Origin of the sequence: Otariodibacter oris (assembly GCF_009684715.1) — a bacterium.
Classification (GTDB): domain Bacteria; phylum Pseudomonadota; class Gammaproteobacteria; order Enterobacterales; family Pasteurellaceae; genus Otariodibacter; species Otariodibacter oris.
This window is the reverse complement of the sequence record NZ_CP016604.1, coordinates 1,016,088-1,037,335: the sequence shown is the minus strand read 5'-3', so window position 1 is coordinate 1,037,335 and position 21,248 is coordinate 1,016,088. Positions and strand designations below refer to the sequence as shown.

General features: G+C 36.5%; 15 protein-coding genes, 1 tRNA gene and 1 other RNA gene. 7 read left to right on the top strand and 10 right to left on the bottom strand.

The window, feature by feature from the left end:
* Positions 1 to 39: 39 nt before the first annotated feature.
* The 4 genes from mglA (at position 40) to parC (ending at position 6,270) form a co-directional block, all read left to right on the top strand.
* On the top strand, positions 40 to 1,557 hold the full coding sequence (mglA, locus tag A6A10_RS04790) for a galactose/methyl galactoside ABC transporter ATP-binding protein MglA (protein WP_121121442.1): 1,518 nt from the start codon (positions 40 to 42) through the stop codon (positions 1,555 to 1,557).
* Positions 1,558 to 1,575: 18 nt separating this feature from the next.
* Positions 1,576 to 2,586, top strand: coding sequence for a galactose/methyl galactoside ABC transporter permease MglC (gene mglC, locus A6A10_RS04785; protein WP_121121444.1), 1,011 nt, complete (start codon positions 1,576 to 1,578; stop codon positions 2,584 to 2,586).
* Between the two features lie 124 nt (positions 2,587 to 2,710).
* Positions 2,711 to 3,925: a sugar efflux transporter gene (locus A6A10_RS04780; protein WP_121121446.1), complete on the top strand. Its 1,215-nt coding sequence runs from the start codon at positions 2,711 to 2,713 to the stop codon at positions 3,923 to 3,925.
* Between the two features lie 98 nt (positions 3,926 to 4,023).
* Entirely contained in the window at positions 4,024 to 6,270 is a 2,247-nt protein-coding gene (parC, locus tag A6A10_RS04775) for a DNA topoisomerase IV subunit A (RefSeq protein WP_121121448.1), read from the top strand.
* Between the two features lie 86 nt (positions 6,271 to 6,356).
* On the opposite strand, the gene lysS is transcribed toward parC, so the two are convergent.
* From lysS to cmoB, 3 genes are all read right to left on the bottom strand, one after another.
* A complete protein-coding gene (gene lysS / locus A6A10_RS04770) occupies positions 6,357 to 7,859 on the bottom strand; it encodes a lysine--tRNA ligase (RefSeq protein ID WP_121121451.1) in 1,503 nt (500 codons plus the stop codon).
* Positions 7,860 to 8,017: 158 nt separating this feature from the next.
* Positions 8,018 to 10,450 (bottom strand): DNA topoisomerase (ATP-hydrolyzing) subunit B, encoded by a 2,433-nt coding sequence (gene gyrB, locus A6A10_RS04765; protein ID WP_121121453.1) that lies wholly within the window; start codon positions 10,448 to 10,450, stop codon positions 8,018 to 8,020.
* A gap of 126 nt (positions 10,451 to 10,576) precedes the next feature.
* Complete coding sequence (cmoB, locus tag A6A10_RS04760) at positions 10,577 to 11,542, bottom strand: tRNA 5-methoxyuridine(34)/uridine 5-oxyacetic acid(34) synthase CmoB (RefSeq protein WP_121121455.1); 966 nt, start codon at positions 11,540 to 11,542, stop codon at positions 10,577 to 10,579.
* 549 nt (positions 11,543 to 12,091) lie between these two features.
* Between cmoB and ffs the strand changes: the two genes are divergently transcribed.
* Positions 12,092 to 12,190, top strand: an RNA gene (gene ffs, locus A6A10_RS04755) — signal recognition particle sRNA small type.
* Positions 12,191 to 12,374: 184 nt separating this feature from the next.
* Here ffs and A6A10_RS04750 read toward each other — a convergent pair.
* A tRNA-Met gene (locus A6A10_RS04750) sits at positions 12,375 to 12,451 on the bottom strand.
* 215 nt (positions 12,452 to 12,666) lie between these two features.
* Between A6A10_RS04750 and mltA the strand changes: the two genes are divergently transcribed.
* Complete coding sequence (gene mltA / locus A6A10_RS04745) at positions 12,667 to 13,773, top strand: murein transglycosylase A (protein ID WP_121121457.1); 1,107 nt, start codon at positions 12,667 to 12,669, stop codon at positions 13,771 to 13,773.
* A 97-nt stretch (positions 13,774 to 13,870) separates the two neighbouring features.
* On the opposite strand, the gene A6A10_RS04740 is transcribed toward mltA, so the two are convergent.
* The 6 genes from A6A10_RS04740 to sixA form a co-directional block, all read right to left on the bottom strand.
* On the bottom strand, positions 13,871 to 14,608 hold the full coding sequence (locus A6A10_RS04740; protein WP_121121459.1) for an ATP-binding cassette domain-containing protein: 738 nt from the start codon (positions 14,606 to 14,608) through the stop codon (positions 13,871 to 13,873).
* Positions 14,605 to 16,425 (bottom strand): glycine betaine ABC transporter substrate-binding protein, encoded by a 1,821-nt coding sequence (locus A6A10_RS04735; protein WP_195759394.1) that lies wholly within the window; start codon positions 16,423 to 16,425, stop codon positions 14,605 to 14,607. The genes A6A10_RS04740 and A6A10_RS04735 overlap by 4 nt, the downstream gene beginning before the upstream one ends.
* Positions 16,426 to 16,636: 211 nt before the next feature.
* Positions 16,637 to 17,899: a serine hydroxymethyltransferase gene (gene glyA, locus A6A10_RS04730; protein WP_121121461.1), complete on the bottom strand. Its 1,263-nt coding sequence runs from the start codon at positions 17,897 to 17,899 to the stop codon at positions 16,637 to 16,639.
* Positions 17,900 to 18,113: 214 nt separating this feature from the next.
* The gene (gene cspE / locus A6A10_RS04725) at positions 18,114 to 18,323 is read right to left on the bottom strand and encodes a transcription antiterminator/RNA stability regulator CspE (protein ID WP_121121463.1); all 210 of its coding nucleotides are present in this window, start codon (positions 18,321 to 18,323) and stop codon (positions 18,114 to 18,116) included.
* 313 nt (positions 18,324 to 18,636) lie between these two features.
* The gene (gene cspE, locus A6A10_RS04720) at positions 18,637 to 18,846 is read right to left on the bottom strand and encodes a transcription antiterminator/RNA stability regulator CspE (RefSeq protein WP_121121465.1); all 210 of its coding nucleotides are present in this window, start codon (positions 18,844 to 18,846) and stop codon (positions 18,637 to 18,639) included.
* Positions 18,847 to 19,118: 272 nt separating this feature from the next.
* On the bottom strand, positions 19,119 to 19,625 hold the full coding sequence (gene sixA / locus A6A10_RS04715; protein WP_121122274.1) for a phosphohistidine phosphatase SixA: 507 nt from the start codon (positions 19,623 to 19,625) through the stop codon (positions 19,119 to 19,121).
* A gap of 159 nt (positions 19,626 to 19,784) precedes the next feature.
* Here sixA and pyk point away from each other — a divergent pair, with 159 nt between their 5' ends.
* A complete protein-coding gene (pyk, locus tag A6A10_RS04710) occupies positions 19,785 to 21,224 on the top strand; it encodes a pyruvate kinase (RefSeq protein ID WP_121121467.1) in 1,440 nt (479 codons plus the stop codon).
* Positions 21,225 to 21,248 lie beyond the last annotated feature (24 nt).

Here is a 21,248-nt window from a genome sequence, read left to right as displayed (position 1 = left end):
GGGAGAAGAACTACTCTCCCCTTTTTTATGAGGTTAGATATGACAGAACAAACTATGCAAGATGGTCAAGTATTGCTAACAATGACCGATGTAAGTAAGTCTTTTCCTGGAGTGAAGGCCTTAGATCATGCAAACCTTACCGTTAAATCGCACTCTGTACACGCTCTTATGGGTGAAAATGGTGCAGGTAAATCAACACTTCTCAAATGTTTATTTGGAATCTACGCAAAAGACGAGGGTGAAATTCTATTTTTGGGTAAACCTATTGATTTTAAAACTTCAAAAGAAGCGTTAGAAAATGGTATTTCAATGGTTCACCAAGAGTTAAACCTTGTACGTCAACGTAGTGTAATGGATAATTTGTGGTTAGGTCGCTATCCTTTAAAAGGGATATTTGTGGATCATGCCAAAATGTATCGCGATACAAAAGCAATCTTTGATGAACTTGATATTAATATAGATCCTAAGGATAAGGTTGCTAATCTTTCTGTTTCTCAAATGCAGATGATTGAGATTGCTAAAGCATTCTCATACAATGCTAAAATAGTTATCATGGATGAACCAACATCTTCCCTCTCAGAAAAAGAAGTTGATCATCTATTTAAAATTATCCATAAACTTAAAGAACGTGGTTGTGGAATTATTTATATTTCACACAAAATGGATGAGATTTTTAAGATCTGTGACGAAGTCACTATTTTACGTGATGGAAAATGGATTAATACCGTTGCAGTTAAAGATACCACCATGGATCAAATCGTAGCTATGATGGTAGGTCGAGAACTCACTCAACGCTTCCCTCCGAAAACAAACACACCAAAAGAAGTGATTTTAGAAGTTGAACATCTAACTGCACTAAATCAACCTTCTATTCAAGATATTAGCTTTGAATTGCGTAAAGGCGAAATTTTAGGCATTGCAGGACTTGTTGGTGCTAAACGTACTGATATTGTTGAAACAATTTTTGGTGTTCGCGATCGGAAAAGTGGCACAATAAAATTACATGGCAAAGAAGTCAAAAATAATACTGCATTAGAAGCTATAAATAATGGATTTGCATTAGTAACGGAAGAACGCCGTTCTACTGGTATTTATGCTAATCTTAACATTGAATTTAACTCACTCATTTCTAATATGAAATCATATATGTCTTCATTCGGATTGCTCAGCAATAAAAAAATGAAAAGTGATACACAGTGGGTAATTGATTCAATGAATGTAAAAACACCATCCCATAAAACAAATATTGGTTCACTTTCTGGTGGTAACCAACAAAAGGTTGTTATTGGGCGTTGGTTGCTTACTCAGCCTGAAATTCTAATGCTTGATGAGCCAACTCGAGGTATTGATATTGGTGCGAAATTCGAAATTTATCAGCTAATTATGCAATTAGCCCAAAAAGACAAAGGTATTATTATGATTTCTTCTGAGATGCCTGAGTTATTAGGGGTAACAGATCGTATTTTAGTGATGAGTAACGGAAAAGTCGCAGGTATTGTTGAAACTGCAAAAACTTCTCAAGAAGAGATTTTACAACTTGCTGCAAAATATTTGTAAGTATAGAAGGAAAGTATTATGTCCACGCTAGCAAAAAATAAATCATTAGATTTTTTAAAACAAAATGCGATTTATTTCGTATTATTAATTTTACTTGTGGTGATTATTGCACAAGATCCAAGTTTCTTAAGTTTAAGAAACTTCAGTAATATTTTAACTCAATCTTCTGTTCGTTTAATTATTGCTCTTGGAGTTGCAGGTTTACTTGTAACTCAAGGTACTGACTTATCCGCAGGTCGTCAAGTTGGTTTAGCTGCGGTTATTTCGGCAACTTTATTACAATCAATGGATAATATGAACCGAGTCTTCCCAGATTTGGCTCAAATTCCAATTCCAGTGGTTATTTTGATTGTTGCTGCTGTTGGTGCAGTATTGGGATTACTCAATGGTATTATCATTGCTTACCTCAACGTAACACCATTTATTGCAACAATGGGAACAATGATCATCGTTTATGGTATTAACTCACTTTACTACGATGCTGTAGGTTCCTCACCAATTGCGGGCTTTAACGAAAGCTTCTCTGAATTTACTCAAGGATTCTTCAGATTAGGTTCCTTTAACTTATCCTATATTACTATTTATGCCGCTATTGCCGCAGTGGTAGTATGGATTATGTGGAATAAAACACGCTTTGGTAAAAACATCTTCGCTATCGGTGGAAACCCTGAAGCAGCGAAAGTATCTGGTGTAAACGTATCTAAAAACCTTGTGGTAATTTATATGATCGCGGGTGCATTCTATGGCTTTGGCGGTATGTTAGAAGCAGGTCGTATCGGTAGTGCAACTAACAACTTAGGGTTCTTATATGAATTAGATGCTATCGCAGCTTGTGTGGTTGGTGGTGTATCTTTTGCTGGTGGTGTAGGTACTGTAATCGGGGTAATCACAGGGGTATTAATCTTCACTGTTATTAACTACGGTTTAACATATATCGGTGTAAACCCATACTGGCAATATATCATTAAAGGTAGCATTATCGTCTTTGCCGTTGCAATTGACTCTCTCAAATACGCGAAGAAAAAATAATTTACACTTATTCAATCAGCCCCTCATTTCGAGGGGCTTTTTTATGGACTTATCAATTTTAAATTTCCCTCTTTTTGCTTTACAGATATAATAAGACATCTATTTATCCTCAAATTTCTGAGCTATGTTACCGCTTACACCACAACCACCTTTGCAACCGCAAATTAATCGAAAACTCCTTTCTTCTGCATCTGCGGCATTTTTGATGGTTATTTTTATGACGGGACTTGCTGGAGCGCTACGAATCCCAGCATTGAGTGTATATCTACATAAAGAAGTGACCAATGATCCTATGATGGTGGGCTTGTTTTATTCAATAAACTCTTTAGTTTCTATGATATTAAGCCAAATTGTTGCACATTACTCAGATAAAAATCCTAATCGCAAAAAAATCATTGCTGTAAGCTGTCTTATGCAAATGTTAGGCTGCCTACTTTTTGCTTTTAATCGTGATTATTATGTTCTACTGATTTTAGGCACGCTTATTTTAGGGCTTGGTTCATCTGTAACGTCCCAATTATTTGCCCTATCCCGTGAATACAGCAAAAGTCAAAAACGCGACAGTACAATGTTTAATACGGTATTAAGAGCCCAATTATCACTTGCTTGGATTGTTGGCCCTCCTCTTGCTTATTTTCTCTCGGATCAGTTTGGTTTCACTTTTATGTATAGTGTAGCTGCCACAATTTTTGCCATTTCAATTATTATTGTATTGTTGATGTTGCCACAAGCGGTCACTTCCTCTCCGCAAAATGCAAATAATGATCAATCATTGCGGGAAGAAGGCATTACCAGTAATCGTAATTCGATTATTCTCCTTTCATTAGTTTGCCTATTAGTGTGGACATGTAATAGTATGATGTTTATTAATATGCCCATCTACCTTAATACGGATTTAGGACTTTCAGATCGATTAACTGGTGTATTGATGGGAATGGCGGCAGGTATCGAAATTCCTGTTATGTTGATTGCAGGCTATTGTACAAATTGGATGAGCCGAAAGACATTAATGATCATCGGAATTGTTGCAGGAATGTGCTACTACATGGCACTATCTTTTGTACAAACTGAATTCCAGCTTATCGCAATCCAACTACTTAATGGACTCTTTGTTGGAATCTTAGCATCCATTGGTATGCTTTATTTCCAAGACTTAATGCCCTATAAAATGGGAACTGCTACCACCTTATATAATAATACAGGGATAGGTAGCTGGATTACGGCAGGTCCAATTGCTGGCTTTATGGCATCTCAATTTGGTTACCATAGTACTTGGTATCTTGCTATTGGACTGTGCTTTATCGCATTGATTCTTATGTTATTTGTTCGCAAAATCTAATGACGACGAGTGTTAGATAAAATGCTATAATAGACAATAATATTATATATATCGGACGCATTACTTTGCGTCCCTTTTTTTGAAAACAGCAATAATCTATGAATTCAGAAATCAACTACGAAGGCGTTGAACAAATGCCAATTAAGCGTTTTACTGAAGACGCTTATCTCAACTACTCAATGTACGTTATTATGGATCGTGCCCTACCTTTCATTGGGGATGGCTTAAAGCCAGTACAACGCCGTATCATTTATGCCATGTCCGAACTGGGCTTAAACGCTTCTGCAAAATATAAAAAATCTGCCAGAACAGTTGGGGACGTACTCGGTAAATTCCATCCTCACGGCGACAGTGCTTGTTATGAAGCAATGGTATTAATGGCACAACCCTTCTCATACCGCTATCCACTCATTGATGGTCAAGGAAACTGGGGAGCGCCAGATGATCCAAAATCATTTGCGGCAATGCGTTATACCGAGTCTAAACTCTCTAAAATGTCGGAAATGCTGTTAGGTGAATTAGGACAAGGCACCGTTGATTATCAACCGAATTTTGATGGTTCTCTGGATGAACCTAAATATTTACCCGCTCGATTACCCCATATTCTATTAAATGGTACAACAGGTATCGCAGTAGGTATGGCAACGGATATTCCGCCACATAATATCAATGAACTTGCTCAAGCATTGGTAAAACTTTTGGATGAACCGACCGCTTCTCTAACTGACTTATTGAGTATCGTACAGGGTCCAGACTACCCAACGGATGCAGAAATCATTACGCCAAAAGCCGATATTTCCAAAATCTACGAGCAAGGCAAAGGCTCAATTAAAATGCGTGCTGTATGGAAAAAAGAAGATGGGCAAATCATCATTACTTCCCTCCCCCATCAAGCTTCGCCATCAAAAGTCATTGAGCAAATTGCGACACAAATGCGTAATAAAAAACTACCGATGGTGGATGATATTCGTGATGAGTCAGATCACGAAAACCCAATTCGTATTGTGTTAGATCCTCGTTCAAATCGTATTGATTTTGATGCTTTAATGGCACATCTATTTGCAACCACAGATTTAGAAAAAAGCTATCGAGTCAATATGAATATGATTGGCTTGGATGGCAAACCTGCAGTCAAAAATCTACTGACAATTTTAACCGAATGGCTAACTTTCCGTAAAACCACTGTTACTCGTCGTTTAAATTATCGTTTAGATAAGATCTTAGCACGTTTGCATATTTTAGAAGGTTTATTAGTTGCTTATCTTAATATTGATGAAGTGATTGAAATCATCCGCAATGAAGATAATCCTAAAGCGGAATTAATAAAGCGTTTTAATTTAAGTGATACGCAAGCAGAAGCGATTTTAAATCTTCGCTTACGCCACTTAGCTAAATTAGAAGAACACGAATTACAAGCGGAACAACAAAAACTTACTGAAGAAAAAGAACATTTACAAGGCATTTTAGGTTCAGAACGCAGGCTCAACACCTTAATTAAAAAAGAGATCCAAGCTGACGCAAAAACTTTTGCAAGCCCTCGTCGTTCGCCTATCGTAGAACGTGAAGAAGCAAAAGCAATCTCCGAAAGTGATTTAACCCCAGCGGAACCTGTCACAGTCATCTTGTCAGAAAAAGGTTGGGTGCGTTGTGCTAAAGGCCACGATATTGACGTGAAGAACCTCAGCTATAAAGCAGGGGATAATTATTTATCTCACGCTCAAGGTAAGAGTAATCAACCAGTGATCTTTATTGATAGTTCAGGAAGAAGCTATGCAGTAGATCCTCTCTCATTGCCTTCTGCCCGTTCACAAGGCGAACCAATTACGGGGAAAATCAATTTACCCGAAGGGGCAACGGTTGAATATGTATTAATGGGGGAAGAAAATCAAAAAGTCTTAATGGCATCGGATTCAGGTTATGGCTTTATTTGTCAATTTGAAGATTTAGTTTCCCGTAATAAAGCAGGTAAAGCGGTCATTTCCTTAACAGAAAATGCAAAAGTATTGCCTCCACAATTACTTACTCAAACCGAAGATAATCTCCTTGTTGCAATGAGTAATGTCGGCAGAATGCTTGTGTTCCCTGTATCCGACTTACCAACCTTATCAAAAGGCAAGGGAAATAAAATCATTAATATTTCATCGGCAGCCGCTAAAGCTGGTGATGAATTGCTCTCTCGCTTACTGATTATTCAACCAACAAGCTCTTTAGTCTTTACTTCTGGTAAACGTAAGATTACGTTAAAACCAAGTGATATTGAAAAATATCGTGGCGAACGTGCAAGAAAAGGCTCTCAACTTGTAAGAGGCTTAAATGCGAAGACTGAAGTGGAAATTGTGAACTAAAATAAACAAATCTATTTCCATTACCAAAACAAAAACCACCTTATTAAAGGTGGTTTTGACTTATCTTATTTTGTTATTTTAGCGTACTATTTATGACGCATTGCAGGGAATAAGATCACATCACGAATAGATGGTGCATTAGCATAAATCATTGCTAAACGGTCAATACCTAAACCTTCACCTGCTGTTGGTGGTAAACCGTGTTCAAGTGCAACAACAAAGTCATCATCATAGAACATTGCTTCATCATCACCGGCTTCTTTTGCTGCCACTTGTGCATGGAAACGCTCAGCTTGGTCTTCTGCATCATTTAATTCTGAGAAACCATTTCCGATTTCACGTCCGCCGATAAATAATTCAAAACGATCCGTTACTTCTGGATTTTCATCATTACGACGTGCTAATGGCGAAATTTCTGCTGGGTGCGCCATTAAGAATGTCGGTTGAATTAATTTATGCTCTGCCACTTCTTCAAAAATAGCGTTCACTACTGAACCTAATCCCCACGATTTTTGAATTTCGATATGTAAGCCTTTCGCAATTGCCACTGCTTTATCAAAATCATGTAAATCTTCAAGAGTAATACCATTGCCGTGTTTTACGATCGCATCGTGCATTGTAATACGCTCAAATGGTTTGCCGAAATCAAATACGTATTCACCATAAGGTACGTCCGTTGTGCCTAGAATATCTAAGGCTAAACGGCGTAATAATTCTTCCGTGTTATCCATTAGATCGTGATAATCTGCATACGCTTGGTAGTACTCAATCATCGTAAATTCAGGGTTGTGACGAACAGACACCCCTTCATTACGGAAGTTACGGTTCAATTCAAATACACGCTCAAAACCACCTACAACTAAACGCTTTAAGTAAAGTTCTGGTGCAATACGTAAGTACATATCCACGTCAAGTGCGTTGTGGTGTGTAATAAATGGTTTAGCCGCTGCCCCACCTGGAATGACTTGCAACATTGGTGTTTCAACTTCGATAAATCCTTTTTCTAAGAAGAACTGACGAATACCTGATACGACTTTAGAACGAATCATAAATGTGCGACGAGAATCATCATTTGCGATTAAATCTAAATAACGTTGACGGTAACGAATTTCTTGATCCGTTAAACCCTTATGTTTGTCTGGTAATGGACGAAGTGATTTCGTTAATAATTGTAACTCACTCACACGAACTGTTAATTCACCCGTTTTAGTTTTAAATAATGTCCCTTTTGCACCAACAATATCACCTAAATCAAGCATTGCGATTGTGCTTGCATATTCACCTTCAGGTAGGCTATCACGAGCAACATAAAGTTGGATTTTACTACTCACATCTTGAATAGTAATAAAAGTCACTTTCCCCATTGAGCGACGTAACATAATACGTCCAGCCACAACAGCTTTGATTTCTTTTTCTTTTAAAGCTTCACCATCTTCATCATCATAGTCTTTATGTAGATCAGCAGCTAAGTTCTCACGACGGAAAGTATTTGGGAATGGGTTGCCTTTTTGGCGTAATTGATTCAATTTTTCACGACGAGCTAACATTTCGCCATTTAGATCAACTTCTTGGTTTTCTTGTTCAGACATTGTATTACCTTAAAATTTTTAAAATGAATTCGGTTCTATAAAGTGGGGAATTATAAGCGATTTTGAGGAAATTGGGTAGGAAGCAAGCGGTAACTTTAGCAGATAATTTTGCAAAAAATACCCCGAAAGCTCGGGGTATTTAAAATTCAGTAGTAAAACTAGATATCTAGGTTCGCATACAACGCATTGCTTTCAATGAAATCGCGACGCGGTTCAACGTCATCGCCCATTAATGTGGTAAATAATTTATCTGCAGCAATCGCATCGGTAATTGTCACTTGCAACATTTTTCTTGCCACTGGATCCATGGTTGTTTCCCACAATTGTTCAGGATTCATCTCACCTAACCCTTTATAACGTTGAACTGTTAAGCCTTTACGAGATTCTTTTACTAACCACTCAATTGCTTCCTCAAAGTTTTCGATTGGTTGTTTACGTTCGCCACGCATTACGTAAGCTGTTGGCTCAAGTAACCCAATAAGTTGCTGACCTAATTTAGTGATACGCCCATATTCATTACTATTGATAAAGTTGAAATCTAGGTGATAGGTTGTATCAATACCATGAGTGGTTACAATAATTTGCGGTTCATAAATAGAACGTTCGGTATTGTAATGTGTGCCAGCCTCATAGCTACTTCCACCCGTTTCATTTTCTACCAATTTTTCAACAAGTTGATTACACCAAGCGGCTACATCTGCTTCATTTTTTGCAAAATCCAAGGACAATGCAGGTTGATAAATTAATTCATTTAAAATTGGCATTGGATAACGACGGACTAAACGCTCAAATAATTTTTTCACACCATTAAATTCAGAAATTAAATTCTCTAGTGCGACGCCATTCATTGCGGGCGCAGTTTCACTCACATACAACGCTGCACCATCTAAGGCTAAAGCTAATTCGTATTGAGTCATTTCATCGTTATCTTGAATATATTTCTCTTGTTTACCTTTTTTTACTTTATAAAGTGGTGGTTGAGCAATATAAACATAACCACGCTCGATCAATTCTGGCATTTGACGATAGAAGAAAGTCAATAACAAGGTACGAATATGCGCACCATCAACATCCGCATCGGTCATAATAATGATTTTGTGATAACGTAATTTTTCAATGTTATATTCATCTCGTCCGATACCCGCCCCAAGTGCAGTGATTAAAGTCGCTACTTCTTGAGAAGAAAGCATTTTGTCAAAACGGGCTTTTTCTACGTTTAGAATTTTACCTTTAAGCGGTAAAATCGCTTGGTTTTTACGATCACGCCCTTGTTTTGCTGAACCGCCCGCAGAGTCACCCTCCACTAAGTACAATTCAGATAATGCAGGATCTTTTTCTTGGCAATCGGCTAATTTGCCCGGTAAGCCACCAAGATCTAATGCACCTTTACGACGAGTCATTTCACGCGCTTTACGAGCAGCATCTCTTGCTCTTGCTGCATCAATAATCTTGGTCACAATGTTTTGTGCATCATTCGGATTTTCAATTAAGTACTCTTGTAAAGCTTCATTCATTGAGCTTTCTACCGCTGAACGCACTTCGGAAGAGACTAATTTATCTTTAGTTTGTGATGAGAATTTTGGATCAGGCACTTTTACAGAAATTACCGCAACCAAGCCTTCACGAGCATCATCCCCAGACGCATCAATTTTTGCATCGGCTTTCTTGACCTTACCGCTTGAATCCATATAGTTTTTCAATGCACGAGTTAATGCACCACGGAAACCCGCTAAGTGAGTACCACCATCACGTTGTGGAATATTATTGGTAAAACAATAGACATTTTCATTGTAATTGTTATTCCACTGCATTGAAATTTCGACACCAATGCCATCTTTTTCTGTCGATAAATAGAATGGGGTTGGGTGAATTGGGGTTTTACCTTCATTTAAAAACTCAACATAAGCTCGAATTCCCCCTTCATAGTGGAAATGCTCGAATTTATCATCCCGTTCATCAATAAGTTTGATTGATACGCCAGAATTTAAAAATGAAAGCTCACGCAAGCGTTTAGATAAAATTGCGTATTCAAAATCGGTTTTATTTTTGAAAATATCATGGCTTGGCCAAAAGCGTACTAAAGTACCTGTTTTTTCCGTCTCACCAATCACAGTCAATGGCGCATCAGGCTCACCTAAGCTATAAAACTGCTCATGAACTTTCCCTTCACGGCGAATAGTTAATTGTAGTTTTGATGATAACGCATTAACCACAGAAACACCTACTCCGTGCAGACCACCTGATACCTTATAGGAATTATCATCAAATTTACCACCTGCATGAAGTACGGTCATAATGACTTCAGCCGCTGATACGCCTTCTTCAGGGTGAATACCAACGGGAATACCACGCCCATCATCTTGCACAGATACAGAATTATCCGAATGAATTGTTACAACGATATCATTACAATAACCCGCTAATGCTTCATCAATGGCGTTATCGACCACTTCGAAGACCATATGATGCAGTCCAGTTCCATCATCTGTATCTCCAATATACATACCTGGGCGTTTACGCACAGCATCCAGTCCACGTAAGACTTTAATGCTAGAAGAATCATAGCTATTTGTTGGTTGTTGTTCTGACATTATCATTCCTATTATCTTAAAATATAGTCTTAAAAACAGACTACGGTAAATTACCGAAAATTAGTGAATATTATAGCAGAAAAATAGAAGAAAGTGACCGCTTGTTAGCTGACAAGCGGTGGTTTTTTAGGGATTATTTGCAATAATTACAGCACGTTTAGGGGCAGGATATCCTTCAATGGTTTTAGCATGATCATTTGGGTCTAGAAAATCTATCAATGACTCATTTTCTAACCATTCTGTTTTACGTTGTTCTTCCAATGTTGTCACGGCTTCATCAACACAGCGTACATTTTTAAACCCAACTTTTTCTAGCCAGTTAATTAATGCTGGCACTGAAGGAATAAAATAGACATTCTTCATTTTCGCATAACGATCAGCTGGCACAAGCACATCATTTACATCACCATCAATCACTAGGGTTTCTAACACTAACTCTCCACCTTTTACTAGCTGATTTTTTAATTGGGAAAGATGATCTAATGGCGATTTACGATGGTATAACACCCCCATTGAGAAAACTGTATCGAAAGCTTGCAAAGGTTGCATTTGCTCAATACCGAGTGGAATTAAATTGGCTCGACGATCATTATTTAATAATTTACGCACCGCTTCAAATTGGCATAAGAAAAGTTCAGTAGGATCAATACCCACAACAAGTTTTGCTCCTTCACCAACCATTCGCCACATATGATATCCACTACCGCACCCCACATCTAAAATGGTTCTATCTTTGAGTGGTGATAAATGCGGTAACACTCTGTCCCATTTAAAGTCAGATCGCCATTCACAATCAATATGAACACCATACAGATGATAAGGTCCTTTTCTCCAAGGCATTAATTGCTTAAGGTGATGCACCATTCGCTGTTGTTCACCTGATGACAATGGCTGATCTAATATGGATTCCACTCGATCTTTTAAATTAAGGGTTGCAGAATAGCTTGGCAAAAAATCAATCAGTTTTACCCATTTGGCATATTCGCCGTGAGTTTGTTTTTCCCATTGTTTTAATTGTAAAGGTAGCGTTTCTAACCAACTAGAAAGAGACGTTGTAGAAATTTGCTGATAAAAAGGGCGAAAGTCAATCATGAAAATTTTAATTTTTGAATTGTGTAAACAAGGGGAAAGATTCTAATGTAAATCGCTAGATTCTGCAAAAGGGATAAAGAATAATCGGCATAAAAAAGCTAGATAAAAAAAGGCTAGATAAAATCTAGCCAAAAATATTTATGAATAAAATTTCCTTTGTTATACAACCGTTTCACCAACATCCTGATGAACATCACCGAAACTGTTGTCATCCTACCAGTTTAAATAACTCAAATCAATAATTTATTTACGTTTAAATAAATTAATTTACCAAAATCAAAAAATAAATAAAATAAACTTACAAATTATTTTAGTAGTTCAAAACAAAAATGTATAACAGAAAGCCCACTATCCATTATTTTAAAATATTTAAATGACTGATAATAAATATTCTTACTTAATATGCTTAGAGTAAAATGATCAATTAATTATCTCTATTTGTCTGTTTTTATATCGGTTTGCACCTTTGTTTTTTTAATTCTTGTATTCATTAATATTACATACTATAATCCTGAACATTGCACATTATAGTGTAACTCTATGGGAGTATTTTTGGTTCCTCGCAATGGTATTCAGTTTACTTGGTCAGGTTCGGAAGAAAGCAGCCAGAATTGAAATTACTGTGTGCCGAGGTTTTGCTGGGAATACTCCCACCCTTCTTTTCATATCATCTAATAGTTAATACATTTATCAATAGCATCAAGAATAAAATTACTCACACTGATCAAATGAAGCAATGTAACAAACTCACGCCGACTTAATTATTGAAAATAAACAGAACAAAAATAAAATACAAACAGATTATTTTGGTAGAAGTGAAAAAACTCAGGTGTGGTTGCGGGGGCTGGATTTGAACCAACGACCTTCGGGTTATGAGCCCGACGAGCTACCAAGCTGCTCCACCCCGCGTCTGATAAATTCATAATACGAATTTTTAGTGAGTATTCAAGTAATAATTTACTATTACAATTCGTTTGTCCTAAACAAATACAATAATGAATCAAAAACACACCATTATGCTTTCTTTTTGCACTTCGAGAAATTATCGCTATCGAACGATTATCTTTTTTGCTATCCTCACTGACTAATTTTTATTTTATTGCTGACTTGCTAGGAATTGAACTATGACTTGGAAAAAAAACAAAAAATTTTTACTTACAACTGCTATCGCATTATTAATCGCAGGTTGTTCAACAAACACTACTCAAAAACATACAAAAGTATATTCATCTGATACACAAAAATTAGGCGCGATTTTCCAAAACCGCCAATTCGTTTCGCCACAATATCCATATTATGCAACAGCAACAATCGGTGCTAATGGAAGAATAGTCAATCCAAGAGAATTCCTGCAACAATTAAATTACGCGAGATCCTATTCATCCACAATAACAAGTCGCTTTGCAAGTACTTATGGAAAAATCACTAACTGGCTTAATCAGAGTGGAAATATCAATGATCTTCCTCGATATGGTATCCAAACAAATCAAATGCGAGGGGAAGATGGATTCCAAAATGTATTAATGACAGGTTACTATGTTCCTGTTATTCAAGCTCGTCTTACTAGACAAGGTGAATTTGTGCACCCTATTTATGCAATACCCAAAGGACCGAAAAAATATACTCGAGCTGAAATTTATAATGGTGCATTATATGGTAAAGGCTTAGAATTAGCTTATACAAACTCAATGCTTGATAATTTTTTAATGGAAGTGCAAGGAAGTGGATTTGTTGATCTCGGTGGTGGAAATCTTCGTCATTTTGCCTATGGTGATAAAAACGGATATGGCTACACCAGTGTAGGGCGTTTGCTTGTTGAAGATGGAGAAATTCCAAAAGAACAAATGTCCGTACAAGCGATTCGTGAATGGGGAGCTAAAAATCCATATCGTTTACAAGCATTATTAGAACGTAATCGCTCATTTGTTTATTTTAGATATGATCAAACTTTAGATGTTAAAGGCTCAGCAGGTGTTCCTCTTGTTCCTTTAGCCTCTGTTGCATCAGATAAAAGCATTGTTCCAACTGGAAGTGTTTTATTAGTAGAAATGCCACTCATTGATAACCAAGGAAATTGGACGGGTAACCATGAATTGAGATTAATGGTTGCATTAGATGTTGGTGGTGCCGTAAAAGGTCAACATTTTGATTTATACCAAGGCATTGGAGATAAAGCAGGACACACCGCTGGTCTATTAAAACATTATGGACGAGTTTGGATCTTGAATTAATTTTAAATAAAAATTAGTTCTATCTAAAAATAGAAAACTAGCGATTAAAATCTTTTAATCGCTAGTTTTCTTATCAAGTTTTATCAAGTGATAAAAGCTAACTATGCTTACTTTGCATAAATGCGACAACATGCTCTGTTGCCGGTGAATTGAGTAATTCCTCAAAAGTACCTACTTGTTCAATTCTACCTTGCTCCAGTAACACAACATGATCACTGACTCTTTCTGCTTCATCTAAATCATGAGTGACAAATACAATAGTTTTAGGCCATTTTGTTTGCAATTCTAAAACTAAATTTTGTAGCCCTGCCCTTGTAATAGGATCTAAAGCGGAGAAAGGTTCATCCATAAGTAAAATAGGTGTATCACAAGCAAACGCTCGAGCAATGCCAATACGCTGTTTCATCCCTCCAGAGAGATCCTGAGGATAACTTTGTGCATTTTCAGCCAAGCCGACTTCATTTAACCAATATAACGCTGTTTCACGTCGTTCTTTAGCCCCGATTCCTTTCACTTTTAGCCCATATTCAATATTTTCAATTACATTCAAATGAGGTAATAACCCAAAGTGTTGAAAGACCATACTGACACAATTTTGTCTAAATTTTTGCAATTCTTTCGTACTTAGCTCGATAAGATTTTTACCGTCAGCCCATACTTCACCCGAAGTTGGATCAAGTAATCGATTAATGTGGCGAAGTAATGTGGATTTACCTGAACCAGATAATCCCATAATACAGCTGATTTTTTGGTTAGGTAAACTCATTGAGACATTATCCAATGCGACTTTTTTGCCATACATTTTAGTCACATTTTTAAATTCAATATTACTCACTTCTTACCTCCATATCCCTGTGTTACACGATCCACAATAATCGCTAAAATAACTATCGCACCACCTGCTTGTAATCCTTGCCCCACATTTAAGGTTTGAATCGCTTGTAAAATAATTTGCCCTAAACCCGATGCACCAATCATAGAAGCAAGTACAACCATCGCTAACGACATCATCACGGTTTGATTAATTCCAGCCATAATTTGCGGTTTTGCGAGAGGTAAAGTGATCCATTTCAACATCTGCCAACGGCTACTACCGAATGCCTTTCCTGTTTCAATTAATTCTTTATCGATCTGCTGAATACCAAGTACGGTCAATCGAATTAAAGGTACGATGGCATAAATCATACAGGCAAATACCGCAGGAACTTCGCCGATACCAAATAGCATCAATACTGGAATTAAATAAACAAAACTTGGCATGGTTTGCATAATGTCGAGTAATGGCAAGATTACCCGATAAATTTTTGAATAGCGTGCTAATAAAATCCCTAAAGGAATACCGACTATAACAGTCAAACCAATCGAAACTAGCATGAGCGAAACGGTCTGCATAGCCGCAGACCACAACCCAAAAGAACCAATCAGAAATAATCCTAACGCACTAAGAATAGTAAAATGCCATTTTCGTGTCGAATGCCACACAATCACCGCAATTAATCCAATAAATAGCCATGCGGGAATTTGAGCAAAAAAATACCCCACTGGATTTAATACATATTGCTGAAGATAATGACTGACTTGGCGGAATAAATCCCCATGATTTTGCACAAAGATTTTTAGCCATTGGTTAAATGGCGTTTGTACCGACCATTCAGGGAAAAATCCAGAAGAGGCTTGAGGCATAAAGGATGATTTTAATTGTTCTGCCACTTGAGGATTAACCCAAGACTCCCATCTTTTTGCATTTTTTTGGAGGAAAATGACCGCTTGTTCTGCACCTGTGCGACGCTGTTCTGTCATTTCAAGGATTTGTTGATTTAACTCTTTAGGCTCTAACTGTACTTTTTCAAGGAAATCAACTAAATCAGGATAATCTTGAGTAAATTTTTCAGATACTGCGACTGCAAGTTTAGACACAGGGAACCCAGATACACAATCTGTATCGCTATCTGCCTTTAATAATTCAGCCCAACAAGTCGCATTATGTGCGGGGAACTCTAAAGGAACGAAATCATACTTAGCCATTAATCCAGTCGGTTGCCAGTAATAAAATAATATCGGTTTTTTCTGCTCATAATAAGATGATATTTCACTATCTAAAGCAGCACCTGTGCCTGGGTGAGTATTATTAAATTGTTGGTCTAATCCTAAATTGTGTAATAAATGTGTATTGAATACTTCACACGTCCACCCCGTTGGGCAATTCAAAAAACGAGAATGTTCGGGATCATTGGGATCAGTAAACAAAAAAGAAAATTGAGGTAAGTCTCTAACATGTTTTAATTGTGGATATTGTTCCCGAGTATAACTAGGAATATACCAACCTTGAGTCGCACCACCTTTTAAGGTATCACCCACAACCTTAACTTGACCATCTGTAATGGCTTTTTGCATAACTTCTGAGCGACCAGCCCAGACTTCGCCGATAATTTGGATATCGTCCTGAATAAGTGCATTTTCAAGTGCAACACCTGCTCCAGAAACTTCCTGAGTGGGATAACCATATCCTTTCTCAATAATTGTTTGTAATAATGCTGTTGTAAATTGACCACTTTCCCAAGTTAACCCACCAAATTTGATAGGTTCTTCAGCGGCATAACTAAATGGTGAGATTAAAAACAAAAGGAATAACTTACTCAGAATTTTTTTCACAGATTTTCTCTTACTTTCATATAGTATCTATACCCAAAGGTATAGGTAACTTTTTAATATTTAGGTCTTATTATAATACCTTAACTATTTTATGCACATAAAATGTTCTGTTGTAGATAATAAAAAAAGCCTGTATTCTAATTTTAAAAACTAAAATACAGACTTATTCAATAATTACAAAAAACTAACTACAAGTTACCGCTTACTGCAACTAAGCGTAAACAGGTAAACGTTTACAAATCGCTAAGACTTTTTCTTTAGTCTTCGCAATCACATCTTCATGATTGTCTTGATTAATGCTATCTAAAACATCACACATCCAACCTGCTAATTCTACTACATCTGCTTCAGTAAATCCACGACGTGTTACTGACGGCGTACCAACACGAATACCTGAAGTCACAAACGGTTTTTGTGGATCATTAGGCACTGCATTTTTATTTACAGTAATGTTTGCGCGACCAAGGGCTGCATCTGCGGCTTTTCCTGTTAAACCTTTTGAAACGAGATCAACAAGGAATAAATGGTTTTCTGTACCATTTGATACCACATTAAAGCCACGTTGTTTAAATACTTCGACCATTGCTTTCGCATTTTTAACAACTTGTGCTTGATACACTTTAAATTCTGGCTCTAATGCTTCTTTAAAACATACCGCTTTTGCTGCGATCACATGAACAAGTGGACCACCTTGACCTGCTGGGAAAACAGCACTTTGTAATTTTTTATACAAATCTTCATCTTTCGCATTAGAAAGAATTAATCCACCACGTGGGCCCGCTAAAGTTTTATGGGTTGTTGTTGTAACAACATGAGCATGATCCATTGGACTTGGATACACACCCGCTGCAATTAAACCTGCAACATGCGCCATATCAACAAATAAATATGCACCAACCTCATCAGCAATTTCACGTAGTTTTGCCCAATCAACAATTTGAGAATAAGCAGAGAATCCACCTACGATCATTTTCGGTTTACATTCTAATGCTTTTTGGCGAATATCTTCATAATCTAATACGCCATCATTAGTAATACCATACTGTACGGCGTTATAAATTTTACCAGAGAAACTCACTGAGGCACCATGAGTCAAGTGACCACCGTGTGCAAGGCTCATACCTAAAATGGTATCGTGAGGTTGTAATAAAGCCATATATACTGCAGCGTTTGCTTGTGAACCAGAGTGTGGTTGCACGTTTACATAGTCTGCACCAAATAACTCTTTTGCACGATCAATTGCAAGTTGCTCAACAATATCAGCATATTCGCATCCACCGTAATAACGTTTACCTGGATAACCTTCAGCATATTTGTTAGTAAATTGAGAGCCTTGAGCTTCCATAACTCTTGGGCTTGTGTAGTTCTCAGAGGCAATTAATTCAATATGCTCTTCTTGACGACGATTCTCATCTTGAATGGCTTGCCATAAAATTGGATCATAATCAGCGATATTCATATCACGTCTTAACATTGAGATTCTCCTATAGGTAATCGTTTGCGTAACTAAAAAACTTTTTCATTTTACGCATTTTTATTTCACTCGGGTAGTCTTTTTCACAAAAATATCCTTACCAATGGAGATAAGTGAATCACAACTATACAATAGTATTTTAAAGGCATGAAAAAACCGAGACTTACATTTGTAATGTCTCGGTTTTAGAATTTTTTAGCTAGATAGTGCTAGATTAGATTACAACAACATCAATTGCTGCTGGACCACGATCTGAATCTTGTACAGTATATTCTACTTTATCACCTTCATTTAAGGTTCTGAAGTTTGTACCAACAATACCAGAAAAGTGAACAAATAAATCTTTGCTATTATCAGATGGAGTGATAAAACCAAAACCTTTATCTGCGTTGAACCATTTTACTGTGCCTTGTAATTTAGACATATTGTCTTCCTTCTTATTAAAAATTAAATCTGTTAGCTTGAAAAAGCCGTAACGCTAAGAAATTGAATAGAAATTGGTATTAATTAGAACTTTCAAGAAACAAATTTAAAACTTGTAGTACAGGAAGTGCAATAAATAACGAACTTATATAACCAGCTCTTTAGCTTGATCACATTAAAACATATAAACCGATCAAATACAAGTAATTAAAAATATTTAATACTTATAATATAAAAAAATCTCCATTTTAATTAATTAAAATGGAGATTTAATATTACTAATAAACAATAATTGTTATTAGTAATAAAATAAATTAAATAACAACCACATCAATAGCTGCTGGACCGCGGTCAGAATTTTGTACCGTGTATTCTACACGGTCACCTTCATTTAAAGTTCTGAAATTTGTACCTATGATACCAGAAAAATGAACAAATAAATCTTTGCTATTATCAGACGGAGTGATAAAACCAAAACCTTTATCCGCGTTGAACCATTTTACTAAACCTTGTAACTTAGACATATTGTCTTCCTTATATAAAAAATTAAATTTGCGTACTATTAACAGTAAGCGATAACGCTAAGAATTTGAATTTAAATAGAGATAGATATTAATAGAACTTTCAAGAAACAAATTTAAAACTTGTGATAAAAGGAAGTGCAATAAATAACGAACTTATATAACCAGCTCTTTAGCTTGGATAGCATTAGAACACACTAATTCAAGTAAAGCAAACTATTTATTAATTATATTTTTAATTTAGAAACAACTTGCTTTATTTCAAATATTTTTAATCAAGGATGTTTTGTATCTATTAAAGTACTACTTTCTAAATTTTCCACATCCAATACGTTAACTTCAGCAATCACTGCTGGATAAAAATGAACATGCGCTTTATTGTGAGTTAATGTACTGACTAAATCAAAAACTAAAGGTAAATGAGAAATAATCAACACGTTTTGGATATTTTGTTCAGTATACAAAAACTCAAGATAGTCTATAACATCATCAACGTCACCTGATGGAGTAATCCCTTGCCAATTTTCAACTTGCTCATTTCCAAAGAAAGATTGTGAAGTTACCGCTTGCATACCTGCGAATACTTCAGAAAAAGTTTGCTGAGCTCTTAAATAAGGGCTCACAATCACTTTATCTAATTTAACTTGTTGACTTTGTAATCTTGTTGCTAACCATTTTCCTTGACTAAATGCCATATCATGTCCTTTATTAGTCAATGAACGTTGTTGATCTGTTTGAGCATTAAAGCCCGCTTCACTATGTCGCATTATCCAAATATTCATCATGTAATTTCCAATTATTAATTGTTTCAAGATTGACAAATTGAGCGTATAATGCACTTCATTTTTGTTGGTTTCAAGCCACTTATTACTAAAATTGAAAGAATTTAATCATTTTCAACTATCAAACTATTACTAAATACAAAATGGAGTAAATAAATAATGTCTCGTAAACTCAGAAGAACCAAAATTGTTTGCACAATGGGTCCAGCAACGGATCGTGGCAATACACTAGAAAAAGTGATTGCTGCGGGTGCAAATATGGTTCGAATGAACTTTTCTCATGGTGTACCAGAAGATCATATCGGTCGTGCCGAAAAAGTCCGTGAAATCGCAAAACGTTTAGGTAAACATGTTGCTATTTTGGGAGACTTACAAGGACCTAAAATTCGTGTTTCTACTTTCAAAGAAGGTAAAATTTTCTTAAATATCGGTGATCAATTTACTCTAGATGCAAACTTACCAAAAGGTGAAGGTACTCAGGAAGCCGTTGGATTAGATTATAAAAATCTACCAAATGACGTAGTGCCTGGTGATATCCTTTTACTTGATGATGGTAATGTACAGTTAAAAGTCACTTCAATTGATGGTGCAAAAGTTTTCACCGAAGTCACTGTTGGTGGTCCTTTATCAAATAATAAAGGAATCAATAAATTAGGTGGTGGATTATCAGCTCCTGCATTAACAGAAAAAGACAGAGAAGATATCAAATTAGCCGCTAAAATTGGCGTGGATTACCTTGCTGTTTCATTCCCTCAATCTAGTAAAGACCTAGATCTTGCTCGTCAATTAGCAAGAGAAGCAGGATTAGAAACTAAAATTGTTGCAAAAGTAGAACGTGCTGAAACTGTTGCAACTGAAGAAGCGATGAATGATATTATTCTTGGTGCGGATGTTATCATGGTTGCACGTGGTGACCTTGGTGTTGAAATTGGTGATGCTGCTCTTGTCGGTGTACAGAAAAAATTAATCCGCCGTTCACGTCGTTTAAATCGTGTTGTGATTACTGCGACACAAATGATGGAATCAATGATCAAAAAACCAATGCCAACTCGTGCTGAAGTAATGGACGTTGCAAATGCAGTATTAGATGGTACAGATGCAGTAATGCTTTCAGGTGAAACTGCAAATGGTGACTACCCGGTTGAAACAGTAAAATCAATGGCTGAAGTTTGTTTAGGTGCAGAAAAAATGCCAAGCATTAATGTTTCTCGTCATCGTATGGATAATAATTTTGCTACGGTTGAAGAAGCAACGGCAATGTCTGCAATGTATACAGCTAACCATACAGATAAAGTTAGTGCAATTATTGCATTAACACAATCAGGCGAAACAGCAAAACTAATGAGCCGTATTAGTTCTGGCTTACCAATTTTCGCTTTATCTCGCAATGAACAAGCACTTAATCGTAGTGCGTTATATCGTGGTGTTACACCTGTATTCTACGATCATGACAGCCGTACTATCGAAGGTGCAAAAAAAGCAATTAATGAATTAAAAGAACAGGGCTATTTAATGGCTGGTGATATGGTTCTCTTAACTCATGGTGATGAATTAAAAGAAGGTGGCACAAATACGTGTCGCATACTTACAGTAGACTAACCTTTTTAGCTATTTGATTTAGTG

Excerpts from the sequence above, each read along its gene's own strand:
- mglA (WP_121121442.1), top strand. The coding sequence starts at position 40 with ATGACAGAACAAACTATGCAAGATGGTCAAGTATTGCTAACAATGACC.
- mglC (WP_121121444.1), top strand. The coding sequence starts at position 1,576 with ATGTCCACGCTAGCAAAAAATAAATCATTAGATTTTTTAAAACAAAAT.
- A6A10_RS04780 (WP_121121446.1), top strand. The coding sequence starts at position 2,711 with ATGTTACCGCTTACACCACAACCACCTTTGCAACCGCAAATTAATCGA.
- parC (WP_121121448.1), top strand. The coding sequence starts at position 4,024 with ATGAATTCAGAAATCAACTACGAAGGCGTTGAACAAATGCCAATTAAG.
- lysS (WP_121121451.1), bottom strand. The coding sequence starts at position 7,859 with ATGTCTGAACAAGAAAACCAAGAAGTTGATCTAAATGGCGAAATGTTA.
- gyrB (WP_121121453.1), bottom strand. The coding sequence starts at position 10,450 with ATGTCAGAACAACAACCAACAAATAGCTATGATTCTTCTAGCATTAAA.
- cmoB (WP_121121455.1), bottom strand. The coding sequence starts at position 11,542 with ATGATTGACTTTCGCCCTTTTTATCAGCAAATTTCTACAACGTCTCTT.
- mltA (WP_121121457.1), top strand. The coding sequence starts at position 12,667 with ATGACTTGGAAAAAAAACAAAAAATTTTTACTTACAACTGCTATCGCA.
- glyA (WP_121121461.1), bottom strand. The coding sequence starts at position 17,899 with ATGTTAAGACGTGATATGAATATCGCTGATTATGATCCAATTTTATGG.
- cspE (WP_121121463.1), bottom strand. The coding sequence starts at position 18,323 with ATGTCTAAATTACAAGGCACAGTAAAATGGTTCAACGCAGATAAAGGT.
- cspE (WP_121121465.1), bottom strand. The coding sequence starts at position 18,846 with ATGTCTAAGTTACAAGGTTTAGTAAAATGGTTCAACGCGGATAAAGGT.
- sixA (WP_121122274.1), bottom strand. The coding sequence starts at position 19,625 with ATGAATATTTGGATAATGCGACATAGTGAAGCGGGCTTTAATGCTCAA.
- pyk (WP_121121467.1), top strand. The coding sequence starts at position 19,785 with ATGTCTCGTAAACTCAGAAGAACCAAAATTGTTTGCACAATGGGTCCA.